17 protein-coding genes are annotated in these 16,964 nt (G+C 40.8%); 12 read left to right on the forward strand and 5 right to left on the reverse strand.

The annotated features are described in order from the left end of the window. The first annotated feature begins 11 nt into the window (after positions 1-11). The 3 genes from KFV11_RS03530 (at position 12) to KFV11_RS03540 (ending at position 4,313) form a co-directional block, all read left to right on the forward strand. A complete protein-coding gene (locus KFV11_RS03530) occupies positions 12-1,085 on the forward strand; it encodes an ABC transporter ATP-binding protein (RefSeq protein WP_254250362.1) in 1,074 nt (357 codons plus the stop codon). A gap of 320 nt (positions 1,086-1,405) precedes the next feature. Beyond that, positions 1,406-2,341, forward strand: a complete 936-nt coding sequence (locus KFV11_RS03535; protein WP_254250583.1) for an ABC transporter ATP-binding protein — start codon at positions 1,406-1,408, stop codon at positions 2,339-2,341. Between the two features lie 298 nt (positions 2,342-2,639). Continuing rightward, the gene (locus tag KFV11_RS03540; protein ID WP_254250363.1) at positions 2,640-4,313 is read left to right on the forward strand and encodes a peptide ABC transporter substrate-binding protein; all 1,674 of its coding nucleotides are present in this window, start codon (positions 2,640-2,642) and stop codon (positions 4,311-4,313) included. A gap of 214 nt (positions 4,314-4,527) precedes the next feature. Here the strand turns inward: KFV11_RS03540 and KFV11_RS03545 are convergent, their stop codons facing one another. Both KFV11_RS03545 and trpS read right to left on the reverse strand, forming a co-directional pair. Continuing rightward, entirely contained in the window at positions 4,528-5,004 is a 477-nt protein-coding gene (locus KFV11_RS03545; RefSeq protein WP_254250364.1) for a hypothetical protein, read from the reverse strand. Between the two features lie 266 nt (positions 5,005-5,270). Further along, positions 5,271-6,263, reverse strand: coding sequence for a tryptophan--tRNA ligase (trpS, locus tag KFV11_RS03550; RefSeq protein WP_254250365.1), 993 nt, complete (start codon positions 6,261-6,263; stop codon positions 5,271-5,273). A gap of 304 nt (positions 6,264-6,567) precedes the next feature. Here trpS and spxA point away from each other — a divergent pair, with 304 nt between their 5' ends. The 4 genes from spxA (at position 6,568) to pepF (ending at position 10,672) form a co-directional block, all read left to right on the forward strand. Further along, positions 6,568-6,963, forward strand: a complete 396-nt coding sequence (gene spxA, locus KFV11_RS03555; RefSeq protein ID WP_133443350.1) for a transcriptional regulator SpxA — start codon at positions 6,568-6,570, stop codon at positions 6,961-6,963. Positions 6,964-7,088: 125 nt separating this feature from the next. Continuing rightward, complete coding sequence (gene mecA / locus KFV11_RS03560; RefSeq protein WP_254250366.1) at positions 7,089-7,769, forward strand: adaptor protein MecA; 681 nt, start codon at positions 7,089-7,091, stop codon at positions 7,767-7,769. A 67-nt stretch (positions 7,770-7,836) separates the two neighbouring features. Further along, positions 7,837-8,817 carry a competence protein CoiA gene (locus tag KFV11_RS03565; protein WP_254250367.1) on the forward strand — a complete coding sequence of 327 codons (981 nt, stop codon included), beginning with the start codon at positions 7,837-7,839 and terminating at the stop codon, positions 8,815-8,817. A gap of 46 nt (positions 8,818-8,863) precedes the next feature. Further along, positions 8,864-10,672, forward strand: a complete 1,809-nt coding sequence (gene pepF, locus KFV11_RS03570; protein ID WP_254250368.1) for an oligoendopeptidase F — start codon at positions 8,864-8,866, stop codon at positions 10,670-10,672. Between the two features lie 333 nt (positions 10,673-11,005). Here the strand turns inward: pepF and KFV11_RS03575 are convergent, their stop codons facing one another. From KFV11_RS03575 to KFV11_RS03585, 3 genes are read right to left on the reverse strand one after another with little or no spacing between them, the layout of a single operon-like run. Beyond that, a complete protein-coding gene (locus KFV11_RS03575) occupies positions 11,006-11,791 on the reverse strand; it encodes a DsbA family protein (RefSeq protein ID WP_254250369.1) in 786 nt (261 codons plus the stop codon). A 16-nt stretch (positions 11,792-11,807) separates the two neighbouring features. Further along, entirely contained in the window at positions 11,808-12,173 is a 366-nt protein-coding gene (locus KFV11_RS03580; protein ID WP_149458146.1) for a globin domain-containing protein, read from the reverse strand. Between the two features lie 48 nt (positions 12,174-12,221). Further along, positions 12,222-12,803, reverse strand: a complete 582-nt coding sequence (locus KFV11_RS03585; RefSeq protein ID WP_170234500.1) for a CYTH domain-containing protein — start codon at positions 12,801-12,803, stop codon at positions 12,222-12,224. A gap of 117 nt (positions 12,804-12,920) precedes the next feature. Between KFV11_RS03585 and KFV11_RS03590 the strand changes: the two genes are divergently transcribed. Genes KFV11_RS03590 through mgtE form a run of 5 tightly spaced genes read left to right on the forward strand, consistent with a single transcriptional unit; the run spans position 12,921 to position 16,962 of the window. Then, complete coding sequence (locus KFV11_RS03590) at positions 12,921-13,265, forward strand: UPF0738 family protein (RefSeq protein ID WP_149458148.1); 345 nt, start codon at positions 12,921-12,923, stop codon at positions 13,263-13,265. A 17-nt stretch (positions 13,266-13,282) separates the two neighbouring features. Further along, positions 13,283-13,909 carry a GTP diphosphokinase gene (gene yjbM / locus KFV11_RS03595; RefSeq protein ID WP_254250370.1) on the forward strand — a complete coding sequence of 209 codons (627 nt, stop codon included), beginning with the start codon at positions 13,283-13,285 and terminating at the stop codon, positions 13,907-13,909. An 11-nt stretch (positions 13,910-13,920) separates the two neighbouring features. Then, the gene (locus tag KFV11_RS03600) at positions 13,921-14,721 is read left to right on the forward strand and encodes an NAD kinase (protein ID WP_149458343.1); all 801 of its coding nucleotides are present in this window, start codon (positions 13,921-13,923) and stop codon (positions 14,719-14,721) included. Further along, positions 14,721-15,572 carry an RluA family pseudouridine synthase gene (locus KFV11_RS03605; protein WP_254250371.1) on the forward strand — a complete coding sequence of 284 codons (852 nt, stop codon included), beginning with the start codon at positions 14,721-14,723 and terminating at the stop codon, positions 15,570-15,572. Before KFV11_RS03600 ends, KFV11_RS03605 begins: the two co-directional genes overlap by 1 nt. 28 nt (positions 15,573-15,600) lie before the next feature. Continuing rightward, entirely contained in the window at positions 15,601-16,962 is a 1,362-nt protein-coding gene (mgtE, locus tag KFV11_RS03610; RefSeq protein ID WP_254250372.1) for a magnesium transporter, read from the forward strand. The last annotated feature ends 2 nt before the right edge of the window (positions 16,963-16,964 follow it).

Raw genomic sequence — 16,964 nt, forward strand, 5'->3', positions numbered from 1 at the left:
AGGAACTATAAATGGCTGAAAGAATTTTAGAAGTAAGAAACCTCAAAGTTTCCTTCGATATCAATGCGGGGGAAGTTCAGGCAGTCCGAGGTGTCGATTTTCACCTGGACAAAGCAGAAACGCTTGCTATAGTTGGAGAGTCTGGTTCAGGTAAATCGGTAACGATTAAAGCGATTATGCGCCTGTTACCAACGCCGCCGAGCCGTATTAAAGAAGGACAGATTTTATTTGATGGTAAAGATTTAGCAAAACTCTCTGAGAAAGAGATGCAGAAAGTTCGTGGACGGGACATCTCAATGATTTTCCAGGATCCGATGACCTCACTTAATCCAACAATGAAGATTGGTAAGCAGGTTATGGAGCCTTTAATTAAACACCAAAAGCTGTCTAAAGCAAATGCTAAAGCACGCGCACTTGATATTCTTCGTCTTGTGGGATTGCCAAATCCAGAAGGTCGATTCAACAATTATCCTCACCAATTCTCAGGGGGTCAACGTCAGCGTATAGTTATCGCGACGGCGCTTGCTTGTGATCCGAAAGTTCTTATTGCAGATGAACCGACAACAGCACTTGATGTAACGATTCAGGCTCAGATTCTTGAACTTATGAAAGACTTGCAGAAGAAGATTGATACATCTATTATTTTCATTACCCACGACTTAGGTGTTGTAGCTAATGTCGCTGACAGAGTCGCTGTTATGTATGGTGGTCAAATTGTTGAAACAGGAACAGTTGATGAAATTTTCTATGATCCGAAACATCCATATACATGGGGCCTATTATCTTCTATGCCAAGTCTTGATACTGCTCAGGATATCGAACTTCGTGCAATTCCTGGGACACCACCGGACTTAATTAAGCCACCAGTCGGAGATGCTTTTGCTCGCCGTTCTGAATATGCTCTGCAGATTGACTTTGAACAGGAGCCACCGTGGTATCAAGTATCGAAGACGCATTTTGTAAAGTCATGGCTGATGGATCCCCAAGCTCCTAAAGTAGAAATACCTGAAATGGTTAAGATGAAGCAGCGTGATCTGCCAGGTCAATTTGCTCAGCCAAGACAAGTAGAGGGGGTTAGCTTTTAATGAGAGATCACAGAGTACATAACAATACTGATAATAAGAATGTTCATGTCGTTAATGAGACTAATCAAACTTTTACACATAATGAAAGTAATCATGTGCACAGCAGTAGTCCATCTGAAAAGATTAAAGACGACACACAAAGTGTACTACTTAAAAATCAGGCACATACAATAGAAGAGGGACCAACTGCAGTCGATGAGTCATTAATTACTGAAAATGCCTCCCAATATAGTAATCGTGAACTAAATAAGACACAACTTTCAGAAGCTGAAAAACAAAGTACTGGCTATGCTTCATATGGAGAAGGCAAAGAGAAATTAATTGAAGTTTATAACTTAAAGCAATATTTTAACAAAGGAAAATCAAATGAAGTAAGAGCGATCGACGATATTACGTTTAATATTTATCGTGGAGAAACATTAGGTCTTGTAGGGGAATCTGGTTGTGGTAAGTCTACTACGGGTCGAACATTGATTAAATTATATAACGCTACAGACGGCAAAGTTATCTTTGATGGAACTGATATTCAGTCAATTAAAAACAAAAAAGATTTGTTGAAATTCAATCGACGTATGCAGATGATTTTCCAGGATCCCTATGCATCGTTGAATCCTCGTCTGAAAGTTATGGATATTGTTGCAGAAGGTATTGATATTCATAAGCTTGCTGCTAATAAGCAGGATAGAGCTAACCGCGTCTATGAACTGCTTGAGACAGTAGGATTGTCTAAAGAGCATGCCAACCGTTATCCACATGAATTTTCTGGAGGTCAGCGTCAGCGTATTGGTATTGCACGTGCACTTGCCGTAGAACCGGAATTCATTATTGCGGATGAGCCAATATCAGCCTTGGACGTTTCTATTCAGGCTCAAGTTGTCAATTTGATGTTACGTTTACAAAGAGAACGCGGACTGACATTTTTATTTATTGCTCATGATTTATCAATGGTTAAGTATATCTCAGATCGAATTGGTGTTATGTATTTTGGCAAACTTGTTGAAATCGGACCGGCAGATGCTATTTACAACAATCCATTGCACGAATATACAAAGTCATTGTTATCTGCAATTCCGCTACCTGATCCAGAATCAGAGCGCTCACGTGTCAGAAGAACGTATAATCTGGATGTTCATGCATACACTGCGCATGATGTCCTGGAGCTTCGTGAAGTAGCACCTGACCATTATGTTTACTGTTCGCCAAAAGAATACGAAACTATGAAAGCACATTATAATCATAGTTATGTAAATGTATAATCTTTTAATCAGACTGACCTAGTAAAAGGTCAGTCTTTTTTAAGGTTATAAGCATGACTATATAAAAATTAATGACTATAATGAATAAAACATATTAATATTAATAAATTGAATAGTTATGAGATAAGTTATTATAATTCAATGCTTTAATGCATGAATATAAAATTATAAAATATTCAAAATAATTGATAAATGTATAAAAAACTATTGCTAAGCTCATATTTATAAAATATAATTAATACAAATCTTCTGAAAATTTGCAGAGTGATTTTAGAAAACGTTGGGGGGCAATTACAGTATGAAGAAGAAGAGTACGTTATTTTTAGCATCATTAATCGCAGTATCTGGTTTTACAGCAGCTTGTTCAGGTGGCGGAGATGACAAAGACTCTAAAAGCGGATCAGGGACTGCTAGTAAATCTGGTGGAGAAGAGCAAGTATTAAATTTTGCTTCTACATCTGATATTCCATCTATGGATTCATCATTAGCAACTGACCAAGTGTCATTCGATGTTTTCAACCAAACTTTAGAAGGGCTTTATACATTAGATAAAAATGATAAAGCTGTCCCAGGTGTCGCTGAAGGAGATCCTGAAAAGTCTAAAGACGGCAAAACATGGACTATTAAACTTCGTGACGACGCGAAATGGTCAAATGGAGATCCTGTAACTGCTAATGACTTTGTCTATGCATGGCGTCGTACTTTAAATCCTAAGACTGGTGCGGAATATGCATATATCATGTCTGATATCAAAAATGCCACAGCTGTCAATGAAGGTAAAATGAAGCCTGAAGAATTAGGAGTTAAAGCGGTCGATGATCATACATTAGAAATTCAATTAGAAACTAACGTTCCTTACTTCCAAGAAATGCTGGCATTCGGTACATTTATGCCTCAGAACGAAAAGTTCGTTAAAGAAAAAGGCGATAAATACGGAACTACTGCTGAAAATACTTTATCAAACGGACCTTTTAAATTAGATTCTTGGGAAACTGAGAAAAAATTCGTTCTTAAGAAAAATGATGAGTACTGGGATAAAGATAAAGTTAAATTAGATCAAGTTAACTACCAAGTCGTCAAAGAAAATCAAACTGCTTTAAATCTGTACAATACAGGTAAAATTGATTCTGTCATTTTAACACCAGAAAATGTCGATAAATATAAAAACGATAAAAACTTTGTGACAGAAAAAGAAGCAACAACATTCTTCTTACGTATCAATACAACTAAAAATAAAGATCTTAAAAATAAGAACTTACGTTTAGCAATTGCTAAATCTTACGACAAAGATAAATATGTAAAGAACTTATTGAACAATGGATCTATTCCTGTAGATACATTAATGCCTAAAGAGTTCGTTAAAGGACCGGATGGTAAAGATTATATTGATGGTGTTAAATCTCCACTTAATTATGATGCAGCTGAAGCTAAGAAATATTTAGAGAAAGCAAAAGATGAATTAGGTAAAGATAAATTCGAAATTCAATTCTTAACTTATGATACAGATGTTTCAAAGAAAGATGCTGAATATATTAAAGAACAAGTTGAAAGTAATCTACCCGGTGTAGAGCTTAAGATTAAACAGCAACCATTTAAACAGAAATTAGCTTTAGAATCAAAAGGCGACTACGATATTTCTATGGCAGGCTGGGGTCCTGACTATCCAGATCCAATGACATTTTTAGATATGTTTGTAACAGATGGTCCTCATAACCAGACCGGTTATTCAAATGATAAGTATGATCAAATGATTAAGGATGCCAAAGGACCGTTGTTAGAAAAACCTGAAGAACGTTGGAAAACAATGCAGAGTGCAGAATCTATGTTCTTAGAAGACGCTTATATCGCGCCAGTTTATCAACGAGGAATTTCTCGTCTACGACAAGGATACATTAAAAATTATGTAACGCACATGTTTGCTGGAGACACTACACTTAAAGAAACATACATTGAAGGCAAAGATAAAAAATAATATTGTATATATTAACCTCAAAGTTTGTATTAAATTACTTACTTTGAGGTGTATTATTCGAAATGAAATGAATAATATATTATTATTTTAAGGTTAATAATAAAGGGAATTTTTCTAATTAATTAAACAAGACGATAAAAATGTTCAAAACATTTTTATCGTCTTGTTTAATTATAAAATTTAGTGTGTTTTTTCATAAATAAAGTAGAATATTTTAATAAAAGCTTGTAATAAGTTTTATTCTTTCATTTAAAGCTAGGGAACTTACAACGTATAAATTTACTGACTGAGCATCGCTTGCATTAGCATTCCATGTAAATGTTTGTGATTTATGCGGACCAATTATTACTTGAGAACCGTAACGTGCTACTTTGTTACTACTACGACGATCAATGTAGAACTCTGGAACATAAGGAGATTGACTTGAATTGTTATTAATTTTCATTACTACTTTACTAACTTTGACAGGACCTTTAGATTTTTTAACAGTATAAGTGATTTTAGTGCTTGCAGTAATTTTTCCACCTTTAACTTTAAAAGATTTAGAATTAGTAAAAGTATGGGTTCCTACAGTTCTACTTACTTTTTTTATACTATCAGAAGCACTTGCAAAATTTCCTTCAACGTTAAATCCAATTGCTAAACTTAGTACTAATAACAAAAGTAACGGTTTAATTAATTTTTTAACCATTAAAAACACCTCCTAAAAAATAGTATAATATAAAATGACAATATAATATATAATTTTATTCATAAATTTTATTTATACTCTTGATAAAATGGTAATAAAGAAATCTGTCTTAAGAAACTTCTTCATTACTAAACTTAAGGTGTTACTTCTATAAAAGCATTTTTAATCAATCATTAAATAGTTTCTAAAAATATATTAATTTATGTTCTCATTGACTATAAAAATTTGCTGTAAAGAATTATTACATATAATCTATCAATACAATATTATTTTCTCTTGCGTCCAAGTCCCATCGCGTTCTCCATCTTCTTCAGCATTTTACTTGCTTTTAAAGAAGCTTTCTCAGCACCACGGTCAAGTATCGCATCCAGCTCTGCCGATTCCATGTAATAGTTATATTTCTCCTGGAACTGAGTGATAAACTGGACCATGACGTCAGCTAGATCTGATTTAAATTCACCGTAACCTTTTCCGTCGTATTTCGCTTCAAGGTCGCTGATCGGTGTCTCGGTAATAATAGAATAAATGCTGAGCAGGTTGGAGACGCCGGGTTTATGTTCTTTGTCATATTTCACTGTGCCATCAGAATCCGTGACAGCACTTTTGATTTTCTTTGCAACTGCAGACGGGGTATCAAGCAGTGAGATAAAACCTTTTGTATTGGTATCAGATTTGCTCATTTTTTTAGTCGGTTCCTGCAGACTCATGACGCGGCCGCCAACTTTCGGCATTCTGATTTCCGGCATCGTGAAAATGTCGTTATAGCGCTGATTAAAGCGGGCAGCCAGGTCACGTGTCAACTCAAGGTGCTGCTTCTGATCTTCGCCGACTGGCACAAGGTCAGTGCTGTACAGGAGAATGTCTGCAGCCATCAGCGGCGGATAAGTTAAGAGTCCTGCAGGAATGCCTTCTTTACGGTCTTTCGCTTTATCCTTGAACTGTGTCATACGTTCCAGTTCACCGATAGTGGAAATAGTCGTCAGCATCCATCCGGCCTGTGCGTGAGCCGGCACCTCTGATTGTATGAAGAGCGTGATCTTATCAGGATCGAGTCCGCTTGCAAGGTACAAAGCAGCGAGTGACCGGATATTTTTTCTGAGCGCCGCCTTGTCCTGTGGCACAGTGATCGCATGCTGGTCAACTATACAGAAATAGCAGTCATAATCATTTTGAATATCAACAAATTGTTTTAATGCACCGATGTAGTTTCCGATAGTCGGAACACCGCTCGGCTGAATGCCTGAGAATAAAGTTTTCATCGTCTGTCCTCCAAAATTTATATTTACTATTGTACACTATTTCATTCAAGGTTAAAATGAAGCTGTGTTAAGAACTGCTTGATGACTACAGCTTAGAAAGAAATTCAAATTATTTGAAATTCTTCATTGTTTCTCATTTAATTTTAATGTTATGAATTTATAATAATATTATCAGTACAACAGAGGTTGATATCGATTTCTTGCTATCTTGACGTTTATATGAAGCAGGAGAGGGAATATTTAACTAACTGCTGATACATGAGACAATTGACAGACTACATATACAAATAGGAGAGTGAGATGTATGGTAACATTATTTACTTCACCAAGTTGCACATCTTGCCGTAAAGCGAAAGCATGGTTACAAGAACATGATATTCCGTATACGGAGCGCAATATTTTTTCTGATAACTTAACAATTGATGAAATTAAAGCGATTTTACGCATGACTGAAGATGGAACAGACGAAATCATTTCTACACGTTCTAAAACCTTCCAAAAATTAAATATCGATATTGATGCAATGCCATTACAGGACTTATATGAAATCATTCAGCAGCACCCGGGGCTCTTACGCCGTCCGATCATTCTGGATGAGAAACGTCTGCAGGTGGGTTATAACGAAGATGAAATCCGTCGTTTTCTTCCACGTAAAGTTCGTACATTCCAACTGCTTGAAGCACAACGAATGGTGGATTAATCACGAAAAACAGCTGTCGCCTGCGACAGCTGTTTTTCGTGATTGGTGTAATCAAATTACTATGTTTTTTCCTTCCGTTATAATACAATGAGATTACTATTCATTCAGAGATGGAGGGATACATAATGAGAATAGAACGCATTAATGATGTAACCATCAAATTTTATTTAACATATACTGACCTTGAAGAGCGGGGGTTCAAACAAGACGAGCTATGGACGAACCGCAAAAAGGGTGAAGAATTCTTCTGGTCTATGATGGAAGAAGTGAACCAGGAAGAAGAGTTTGTCATTGAAGGGCCTCTCTGGATTCAAGTGCACGCGTTTGATAAAGGAATCGAGTTTGTAGTGACAAAGTCCCGCAACGATGAATTTATGCATTTACCTGAAGAAGAATCGGACGACCGGCTGGAATATCAAGTCAATGAGTTTCTGAATAAAGCGATAGAAAATGATCATGATCTGACGAACCTTTTGACCGGTGAACAGAATGAGCAGAAGCCGCTGTTCAGTGATGATATTCTCGTACAGTTCAGTGATCTTGAGACAGTGATACAGTTCAGTCATTCTCATGAGTTTGAACAGGTGGATTTCGAGGACCTGCTTTATATGCAAGACGGCAAGTATTATTACTACGTGCAGTTCGATAAGAGCACACCGTTCGATATTATTGACGGCTACGTCGCCCATGTCTTTGAATATGCAGATCATACGAAAGTGAGTCATGCCTGGCTTGAAGAGTATGGGAAAGTCGTTATGAGCCATAACGTCCGTCATCAGGTGAAACGCTACTTCAAAGCGAATTAATGAAGTTTATATAAACTTAATAAAGCAAATCAACACTTCCTGCGATTATAAAGTAGGAGGTGTTTTTGTGCTTATTGCTGTGAATGATGAAGGACACTATGTGTCAGCAGACAGGGCAGCAGGGAAAGGGTTCAAGTGTCCTGTCTGTCTGAGCCCGGTTATATTAAAGAAAGGCCGCTATAAAATCCCGCACTTCTCTCATCAGCGTATACAGGACTGTTTCAAATCTACTTATAAACAGGAATCAGCGGCACATTTAGCCGGCAAACATGAACTTTACCGGCTGGCGCAGCATGAACATGTCGCCATGGAGTATTACTTACATGACATTGAACAGATTCCGGATATACTTGTGAACAATAAAATGGCACTCGAGATCCAGCTGTCTGTTATTCCGGTCACGACACTGATAGAGCGGACTTACGGCTACCGGAGAATTGGAATGGACGTCATCTGGATTGCCGCTGAGGAATCATTGAAGAAAGAAGGACAGGCACTCAAGCTGACGCTCTTTCAGAGGAGCATGGTTAATGCATCAATGCGCCGGCTGATCACTTATGATGCCGGCAAGAACAAATTTTATCGCTATCAATTGACAGGTCTTACAGAAAGCATGGCAGTCATGTATAAGCGTCAGCAAATAACGGCGGTCAATGAATTGATGAATATTCATGACGGTCCGTCATCGTCCCAGTGCCTGCTGATCAGTGAGAGCGCTCGTGACAGCTATATCCGCCGCTGTCAGAGCAAAAAAAGCGTCCTTGAACCGACGCTCAGCGCCTTGTACCAGCTGAGAATCAACTGGCAGCAGCTGCCCGAAGAGCTGGGAATCATTGTGCCCAGTCAGTTTTATATCAGAACACATCCTATTCAGTGGCAGAGCCGGCTGCGGCTGTTGGTGATCCGCGATGAGTTCACCATGCAGAAGTTTAAGGAGGAGCTTGATTTCTTTGTCTATTATGCCAGTGACCTTGATCATGAACAGCTCACCAAACAATTACTTCAGGAATATCGCGAAGCGGTCAGGAACTTATACGTGCAAATTTAATTGAAAAATGAGAAAATTATAGCAATCAATCTTTTGGGAGGCAATGATGGCTGAAATGATAACACGTGAACAACAACTTGAAGAAAACACATGGGATTTAACAAAGATTTTTCCGAGCGATGCTGCATTTGAAGAAGCGTTCAAAGAAGTGGAAAGTTATCTTGGACGTGAGGAGGAAGTGAAAGGAACGCTTGCACAAAGCGCTCAGCAGTTATTAAACGGCTTACTGCTGGAAACAGAAATTGATGAGAAACTCGGCAAAGTATATGTCTATGCGCACTTAAAGCATGACCAGGATACATCAAACGATACATATACAGCAATGGAGCAGCGTGCAGCGGCACTTGCTGCACAGTTCGGCAGCGCATGGAGCTTCATGATGCCGGAGCTGATGACCATCAGCGAAGAGCAGCTCAACCAGTTTGTAGCAGAGAACGCAGGGCTGCAGCGCTTCAAGTTCGATCTTGAACGCATCAATAAGAAGCGAGCGCATGTATTGTCCGATAAAGAGGAGAAGCTGCTGGCAGAAGCAGGGGAAGCACTCAGCACCCCGAGCAATGTCTTCGGCATGTTCAATAATGCAGACCTTGCGTTCAATGATATTGCAGATAAAGACGGCAAGCTGCATCCGTTGTCTCAAGGAACATACGTGCAGTATCTGGAATCAAGTGACAGAGTGCTGAGAGAGAATGCCTATAAGGAGATATACCGCAACTACGGACAGTTCAAAAATACCCTTGCTCAGACACTTGCCGGCAAAGTGAAGGCCGCAGTGTTTTCCAGTAAGGTGAGAGGCTATGCGTCACCACGTCAGCAGGCGCTGGCGAATAACGATATTCCTGAAGCGGTCTATGACAACTTAATCAAGACCATCCATGACCATCTTCCACTGCTGCATCGTTATACGGCGCTGCGGAAAGAACTGCTCGGACTCGATGATATGAAAATGTATGATATGTATACATCACTTGTCCAGGATGAGAAGTTTGAAGTGACATATGACCAGGCAAAAGAGTGGGTGCTCAATTCTCTGAAGCCGATGGGCGAGGAATACACCGAAGTCATCGAAGAAGGATTCAATAACCGCTGGGTCGATGTTTATGAGAACAAAGGAAAGAGAAGCGGTGCATACTCTTCAGGGACTTATGGCACTAACCCTTACATTCTGATGAACTGGACAAATAACGTCAACAATACATTTACACTGACTCATGAATTCGGTCATTCAGCGCACAGCTACTTCTCGCGCCGGAATCAGCCGTCAAATATGTCAGGCTATTCAATATTCGTCGCAGAAGTGGCTTCAACTTGTAATGAAGCACTGCTCGCGCATCATATGTACCATACACTCAATGATGAGAAGAAAAAACTCTATCTGCTGAATTATCAGCTGGAAGGCTTCCGGGGCACAGTGTTCAGACAGACGATGTTCGCTGAGTTTGAACATTTAATTCATACACTCGCCCAGAACAATGAACCATTGACTGCAGAACGCCTGAATAAAGAATATCTTGAACTGAACAGAACGTATTATGGCGATGCCGTGGTGCATGATGACTACATCCAGAGTGAGTGGAGCAGAATCCCGCATTTCTACTATAATTATTATGTCTATCAGTATGCGACAGGCTACAGTGCGGCACTTGCATTAAGCGATCAGATTCTGAAGGAAGGTCAACCGGCTGTTGACCGCTATATCAATTCGTTCCTGAAAGCAGGCAGCTCTGACTATCCGATAGAAGTACTGAAAAAAGCAGGCGTAGATATGACAACGAGCGAACCGATAGAAAAAGCATGTCAAGTTTTCGAAGAACGACTGAATGAATTCGAGCGCTTGATCAAAGCAGCACGCTAAAAACAGAGAATGCGTTTTCATTATGTCAGAATTGTGAAATCGGGCTTTAAAGGTTGAATGGCCTATATATTCATGATATTATACAAACATGAAATTTATCACAAACCAAACATACCCCTTTGTTTGAGTGAAAATTTCTCCCATCCCCTTTGTTTAAATACCGTGTAATCAGACACGGTATTTTTTAATTTTTAATAATGACTGACATAATATAATAAAAAACACTCTTATTCCATTCATTTTATTATGAATAGAATAAGAGTGTTTTTTTATTTTGTCTCAAAGACAGGGGTCGGTTCAAGTGATAACCCGTTTTTTTATGCGGCCGTGTCGTTACATGGCCTCTTTTTTGCGCCAGTACTGACCGGTATGATAGGTCACTGCCTCTATTTTGTTCATCAGCTTCAATTTCTTCAGTTCCCGTGACAGTACATTTTTAGGCCATTCATAGATAATCTCTAACTCGCTTTCACTTACCAGTTCATTCTCAATGATATATTCATCGATCTTCGGCGGCAGTTCTTTCTCTATCGTATGGCTGATCATTTCGTTAATAATATAAGTATAAATCGCGTACTGCTGTATTCCCTCGACTTTAAGGCCGTCGTCTTCAAAATTCTCATTAAAGAACACAAGTGTCGGCGACATCGTGACTTCCATTTCCCTTGAAATATGCTGATCCACTTTCAGTGAATTTGTGACATGAACGCTTTTAATGTCAGTCTGAAATGTCTCGATATCAAGCCGTGCCTTTTGTGCGCAGTCCATGATGAGTTCACGGGTAATGATATCCTGTTTCGGCATAATTTCATTCTGCACGAAGCGCAGAAACATTCCAGCTTTTTTCCTGCCCTGTAATTCTGCTGCTTTATAGGCAAGGGCGATATTATCATCTTCTGTTGTGCTCTGTGCCTGGCACTTTGTCAGCACTCGCAGCGTGGGCAGCAGTATTTGCTTAATCTCAACATACTGGCTGTATTCAATTTGAAGTTTGCGCAGCACTGCTTTCAATTCCCAGCAGTCTTTGCAGAACGGATCAAAAAATGAATATATTTCTACCTTCTTCACCGGCTGAAGGGAGAGACACTTTTCATTATGAATGACCTGTAAATGTTTCATGCTTTCACCTACAATTTTATTCAGTGTTTACCATATGTGTCGCAGTCAATGACAGACGTTCAAAGATATAGTTCTTTACTGGCTCATCAATTTCAAAGTCATCGAGTGCCCTGTGCATGTTCTCAAGCCACGCATCGCGTGCGGCCGGCGTTATTTGAAAGGGCAGATGCCGCATGCGCAGCATCGGATGACCATGTTCTTCAGTATAAAGAGACGGGCCTCCAAGAAATTGCGTTAAAAACTGTTTCTGCTTACGTGCTGTTTCATTCAGCTCGGCAGGAAAGAGATGGTTGATGCGGTCGTCCGCCTTGACATAATCATAGAAACGGTCAATCACCGCATATAATTTTTCCTGTCCGATTGCTTCATAAGGGCTTGTCAATGTGATCACCTTTTTATTAAATATATCATGTTGGTTATATTATTAAAGTTATTTGCCTATCAGTTCGCTGCGTCTCGTATAGAACCGCTGAACTTTATTCATGGCAGTTTTTTTGGGGACCGCATAGTCTATAAGAAACTGTTCGAACTGCTCATGACCACTCTCGTAGTCCTGCGCTTCAAATTCCACTTCGTAATCTTCACAATCAAGGTAACAGCTTGCATCCAGCACAAGCAGACCACTGTCATAAGGTGTCTCTCTTCGTTCAGTCGATAAGGCACCGACAATCAGCAGCCGTGACAAATCAATGGGATATGTCGTCAGCTGGTCATGAATATTCGAAGGAAGGGCAGCCGGCGGAATATATTGGTCGTCCAGCAGATGATCCGCTACTTCTCCGTGATACTCCATCACGCCGATCTCCTGAGGGATTTTAAGCGTCATCATCTGACGGCCTTTACTATCTCTTATTCGCAGGGCAATCTTCTGGTCGATGAACTGATGATCCGGTGTATCGATATAAAAATTCGTATGAGTGACAGGTTCAATGTCCTTGAACAGAGAATCCCGGAGTTTTGCGAAAGTTTCATAGTCCAGTAAATTTTTGAATTCAATTTCTAGTTCTTCCAAAGCAATCCCCTCCATACAAGAATTATCCCTGACAATATAAATGAAGTAAAGGGATAAGCTATAGTACGACTTACTTTTATTTTGTGTTAAAATATCTATGTTAAGGGAGAGATTGTTATGAATTTACATGTCAATGAAATTAAATTGGTGGACGACTCTGTCCATGTATTTACAGAGGAAGAACAGCTGGCTGTGACGCCTGCGGGGCAGCTGCTGACAGATAGCGATCATTTTCAATTTGTCTATTTGCTGGATGATGGTGATGTTTACCATCATTTGAGGTTCGTCGAGGAGACATGGCGGATGATGAACGAATACAAAGAGAAGAAATGGTATTTATACGGTACAATTGAGCTCGAATATTTCAGTGAAGAATTCACTATGCTGCTTGATAATATTGAAGGAAACCATAACTACGGGAAGCCTTTTGTTGAGCGCGTGGAAGAAGTCTTTGAACTGTAAAAACAGAGGTGAGACAGATGAATCAATGGGATATATTTTTAGCACCTTATAAACAGGCGATTGATGAACTGAAGATTAAGTTGAAGGGGATTCGTAAGCAGTATGAAGGGGAAGGTAAATCTTCACCCATTGAATTTGTGACGGGTAGAGTGAAACCGATACCGAGCATCATTGAAAAAGCGAATCAAAGAGGTATCCAGTTTGATAAGCTGTCAGAGGAAATGTACGATATCGCCGGGCTGCGCATGATGTGTCAGTTTGTAGATGATATCGATATTGTCGTTGAACTGCTGAAAAACAGAAAAGATTTTGAAGTTGTCGAAGAACGTGACTACATTAAAGATACGAAAGAGAGTGGTTACCGCTCTTATCACGTCATCGTCAAATATCCGATTGAAACGTTGGACGGCCAGCGCTTTATTCTTGCTGAAATTCAGATTAGAACGCTGGCGATGAATTTCTGGGCAACGATTGAACATACGCTGCGCTATAAATATGATGGTGATTATCCGCCGGAAATCCAGCACAGGCTGGAACGTGCGGCAGAGGCCGCTTATTTATTGGATGAAGAGATGTCTGAAATACGTGAAGAGATTAAAGAGGCGCAGAAATATTATACAGAACAGCGAAGTGAACTAAGATAGGGGTGAGTCAGCTGAAATATGCGATTCTTTCTAAAGGGGATTCAAAAAGTAATGCATTGACACAGAAGATGAAAAGTTATATGAAAGACTTCAAGATGATACAAGATGACGATGAACCTGATATTGTCATCTCTGTCGGTGGTGACGGGACGTTGCTTCAGGCTTTCCATACATATAGTCACCGGCTTGATGACTGCAGTTTTGTCGGTGTGCATACCGGTCATCTCGGCTTCTATGCGGACTGGCTGCCTCATGAAGTCGAACGGTTGATCATCGCCATCAACAACGAACCGATTCAGCGCATTGAATATCCGCTGATTGAAGTGATTGTCCGCTATACGAACGGCGGAAGAGAATCCCGCTATTTAGCTTTAAATGAAGCGACGATCAAGACGCATAACGGCGCGACGCTCGTCGTTGATGTAGATATTCGCGGTGAACAGTTCGAACGCTTCAGGGGCGACGGCCTCTGTATGTCGACACCGAGCGGTTCGACCGCCTATAACAAGGCGCTCGGCGGTGCCTTGATTCATCCGTCGCTTGAGGCGATGCAGATGGCGGAGATCGCTTCGATTAATAACCGGGTGTTCAGGACAGTCGGCTCACCGCTTGTGCTGCCGAAGCATCATACCATCCATGTGACGCCGGTCAACCGGGGCATGCTGCAGCTGACGATTGACCATATTGCAAGTGATCATCAAGGCATCTCATCCATTCAGTACCGGGTAGCTGATGAAAAGATCAAGTTCGCGAGATTCAGACCGTTCCCGTTCTGGAAACGCGTCCATGACTCCTTTATTGCGAGTGAATGATGAAGATTACTTACACAGCTGACGCGCAAATGCTGCTCCGGGACTTTTTGCAGCGGCAGAATATATCAAAGAAAAGTTTGAGCGCCATTAAACAGAATGGCGCTTTACTTGTGAATGAAGTGCCGGTCACTGTACGCTATATGCTGGCTCCAGGCGAGCAGGTGACCGTCTGTCTTCCGGCTGAACAGCCGAGCAGAAGTTTGAGGCCGAGTGCCGGTCGGTTGACTATTATATATGAAGATAATTATTTGTGTGTCGTCTCAAAACCAGCGGGTATCAGCACGATGCCTTCTCAGCTGCATCCGCATGATAGCCTGCTCGAACGCACGCTGCATCACTTCATAGAGAACAAGGAAACAGGTATACCTCATATTGTGACGCGGCTGGACCGCAATACAAGTGGAATCGTCGTGTTTGCCAAACATCAATTGATTCATCATCTGATGACGGACAGTATAACGAAGACGTATCTCTGTGCAGCGTGCGGTAAAATCCCGGCAGCAGGAATGATTGATTATCCGATCGGCAGAAAGAGCGACTCTATTATTGAACGGCATATTACAGCAGACGGCAAGCAGGCGCTCACAACTTTCATTGCGCTTCATCGAAGCAATGATTATAGTGTGGCTCTGGTCAAGCTGCATACCGGTCGGACACATCAAATTCGTGTGCATTTTCAGGCGATCGGCCATCCGCTTGCCGGAGATACTCTTTATGGTCATGACACACGGCTTGCAAGGCAGGCGCTGCATGCCTTCCAGATAGAATTTGTCCATCCTTTTACAGAGGTGTCTATTATTCTTCAGGATGCCCCGCCGGAGGATTTGAGAAGCCTGATACCTATGTTATAATGAATTGTATTTTTTAGGAGGTGAGCGCATGGCAGAAGAATTAGAAGAGCAATTATACGATAAAGAATTACTCGATGAATTGCTTGAACATCATCATATTGATCGATTTAGAGAAGTCTTCCTTGCGCTGCACATTTATGAACAAGGGGAGTACTTCACAGAATCGGATGAAAATAAACGGAGCATCATCTACCAGATGCTGTCTCCGCAGGAAGTGGCTGAATTTGTAGAGCAGACAGAACTAGAGAACTATGACCAAGTATTTGAGACGATGGATGCCATCTTTGCAAGTCAGATGTTAAGTGAAATGTCCTATGACAACGCAGTGGATATTTTAAATGAGCTGCCGAAAGCCAAAATCGCCGGCCTGCTTCTGTTGATGGATAAAGAAGCGGCGGGAGAAGTGAAAGCCTTGCTGCATTATGAGGAGGATACGGCCGGGGGTCTGATGACGACCGAATACATTTCCGTTTCATCATTGATGACTGTGCGTGAAGCGATGCTGCAGTTGAAGGAGCAGGCACCGAGCGCTGAAACGATTTACTATATTTTTATCGTGAATGACCGCAATCAGCTGGTCGGTGTCATCTCTTTAAGAGATTTAATCGTGGCGGAGAATGACGCTTATATTGAAGACGTGATGAATGAACGGGTTATCAGTGTAAATGTTGCTGATGACCAGGAAGACGTCGCTATGGTCGTAAGAGACTACGACTTACTGGCACTGCCGGTAGTAGATTACCAGAACCATCTGCTCGGTATCATCACGATTGATGATATCGTTGACGTTATCGATGAAGAGGCAAGTGAGGATTACTCCAAACTTGCCGGTGTCAGTGATATTGACTCCATTGATGACTCTGTATTTGATACAGCGAAGAAACGGCTGCCCTGGCTTGCCGCACTGACAATCATGGGAATGGGAACAGCAACAATTCTTGGAAGCTTTCAAGAGACGCTCGAGCATGTAGCACTGCTGGCGGCTTTTATTCCTATAATCGGCGGGATGGCCGGAAATTCCGGCACACAAAGCCTCGCTGTCGTTGTCCGCGGGATCTCTACCGGAGAAATAGAAGGACAGAACAAGGTCAAGCTGGCTATAAGGGAAGCGGGCTCAGGTCTATTGACCGGTTTCAGCTGTGCATTCCTATTATTCGCTATTATCTGTATCGTCTATAAAAAGCCTGTCCTCGCAGTCATCGTAGCAGTCAGTTTAACGATTGCGATGACTGTCGCGACACTTGCCGGTGCTTTAGTTCCAATTATCATGCACCGTATTAACATTGATCCCGCGGTGGCAAGTGGACCGTTTATTTCAACGATCAATGATATTATCAGTATGCTCATCTATTTCGGACTGGCCACAACATTTATGAGCTACTTATCATAGGG

Origin of the sequence: Macrococcus equipercicus (genome assembly GCF_024205945.1) — a bacterium.
GTDB lineage: Bacteria > Bacillota > Bacilli > Staphylococcales > Staphylococcaceae > Macrococcus > Macrococcus equipercicus.

Coding starts and splice junctions, on each gene's coding strand:
- KFV11_RS03530 (WP_254250362.1), top strand. CDS start 12: ATGGCTGAAAGAATTTTAGAAGTAAGAAACCTCAAAGTTTCCTTCGAT.
- KFV11_RS03540 (WP_254250363.1), top strand. CDS start 2,640: ATGAAGAAGAAGAGTACGTTATTTTTAGCATCATTAATCGCAGTATCT.
- KFV11_RS03545 (WP_254250364.1), bottom strand. CDS start 5,004: ATGGTTAAAAAATTAATTAAACCGTTACTTTTGTTATTAGTACTAAGT.
- trpS (WP_254250365.1), bottom strand. CDS start 6,263: ATGAAAACTTTATTCTCAGGCATTCAGCCGAGCGGTGTTCCGACTATC.
- spxA (WP_133443350.1), top strand. CDS start 6,568: ATGGTAACATTATTTACTTCACCAAGTTGCACATCTTGCCGTAAAGCG.
- mecA (WP_254250366.1), top strand. CDS start 7,089: ATGAGAATAGAACGCATTAATGATGTAACCATCAAATTTTATTTAACA.
- pepF (WP_254250368.1), top strand. CDS start 8,864: ATGGCTGAAATGATAACACGTGAACAACAACTTGAAGAAAACACATGG.
- KFV11_RS03575 (WP_254250369.1), bottom strand. CDS start 11,791: ATGAAACATTTACAGGTCATTCATAATGAAAAGTGTCTCTCCCTTCAG.
- KFV11_RS03590 (WP_149458148.1), top strand. CDS start 12,921: ATGAATTTACATGTCAATGAAATTAAATTGGTGGACGACTCTGTCCAT.
- yjbM (WP_254250370.1), top strand. CDS start 13,283: ATGAATCAATGGGATATATTTTTAGCACCTTATAAACAGGCGATTGAT.
- KFV11_RS03605 (WP_254250371.1), top strand. CDS start 14,721: ATGAAGATTACTTACACAGCTGACGCGCAAATGCTGCTCCGGGACTTT.
- mgtE (WP_254250372.1), top strand. CDS start 15,601: ATGGCAGAAGAATTAGAAGAGCAATTATACGATAAAGAATTACTCGAT.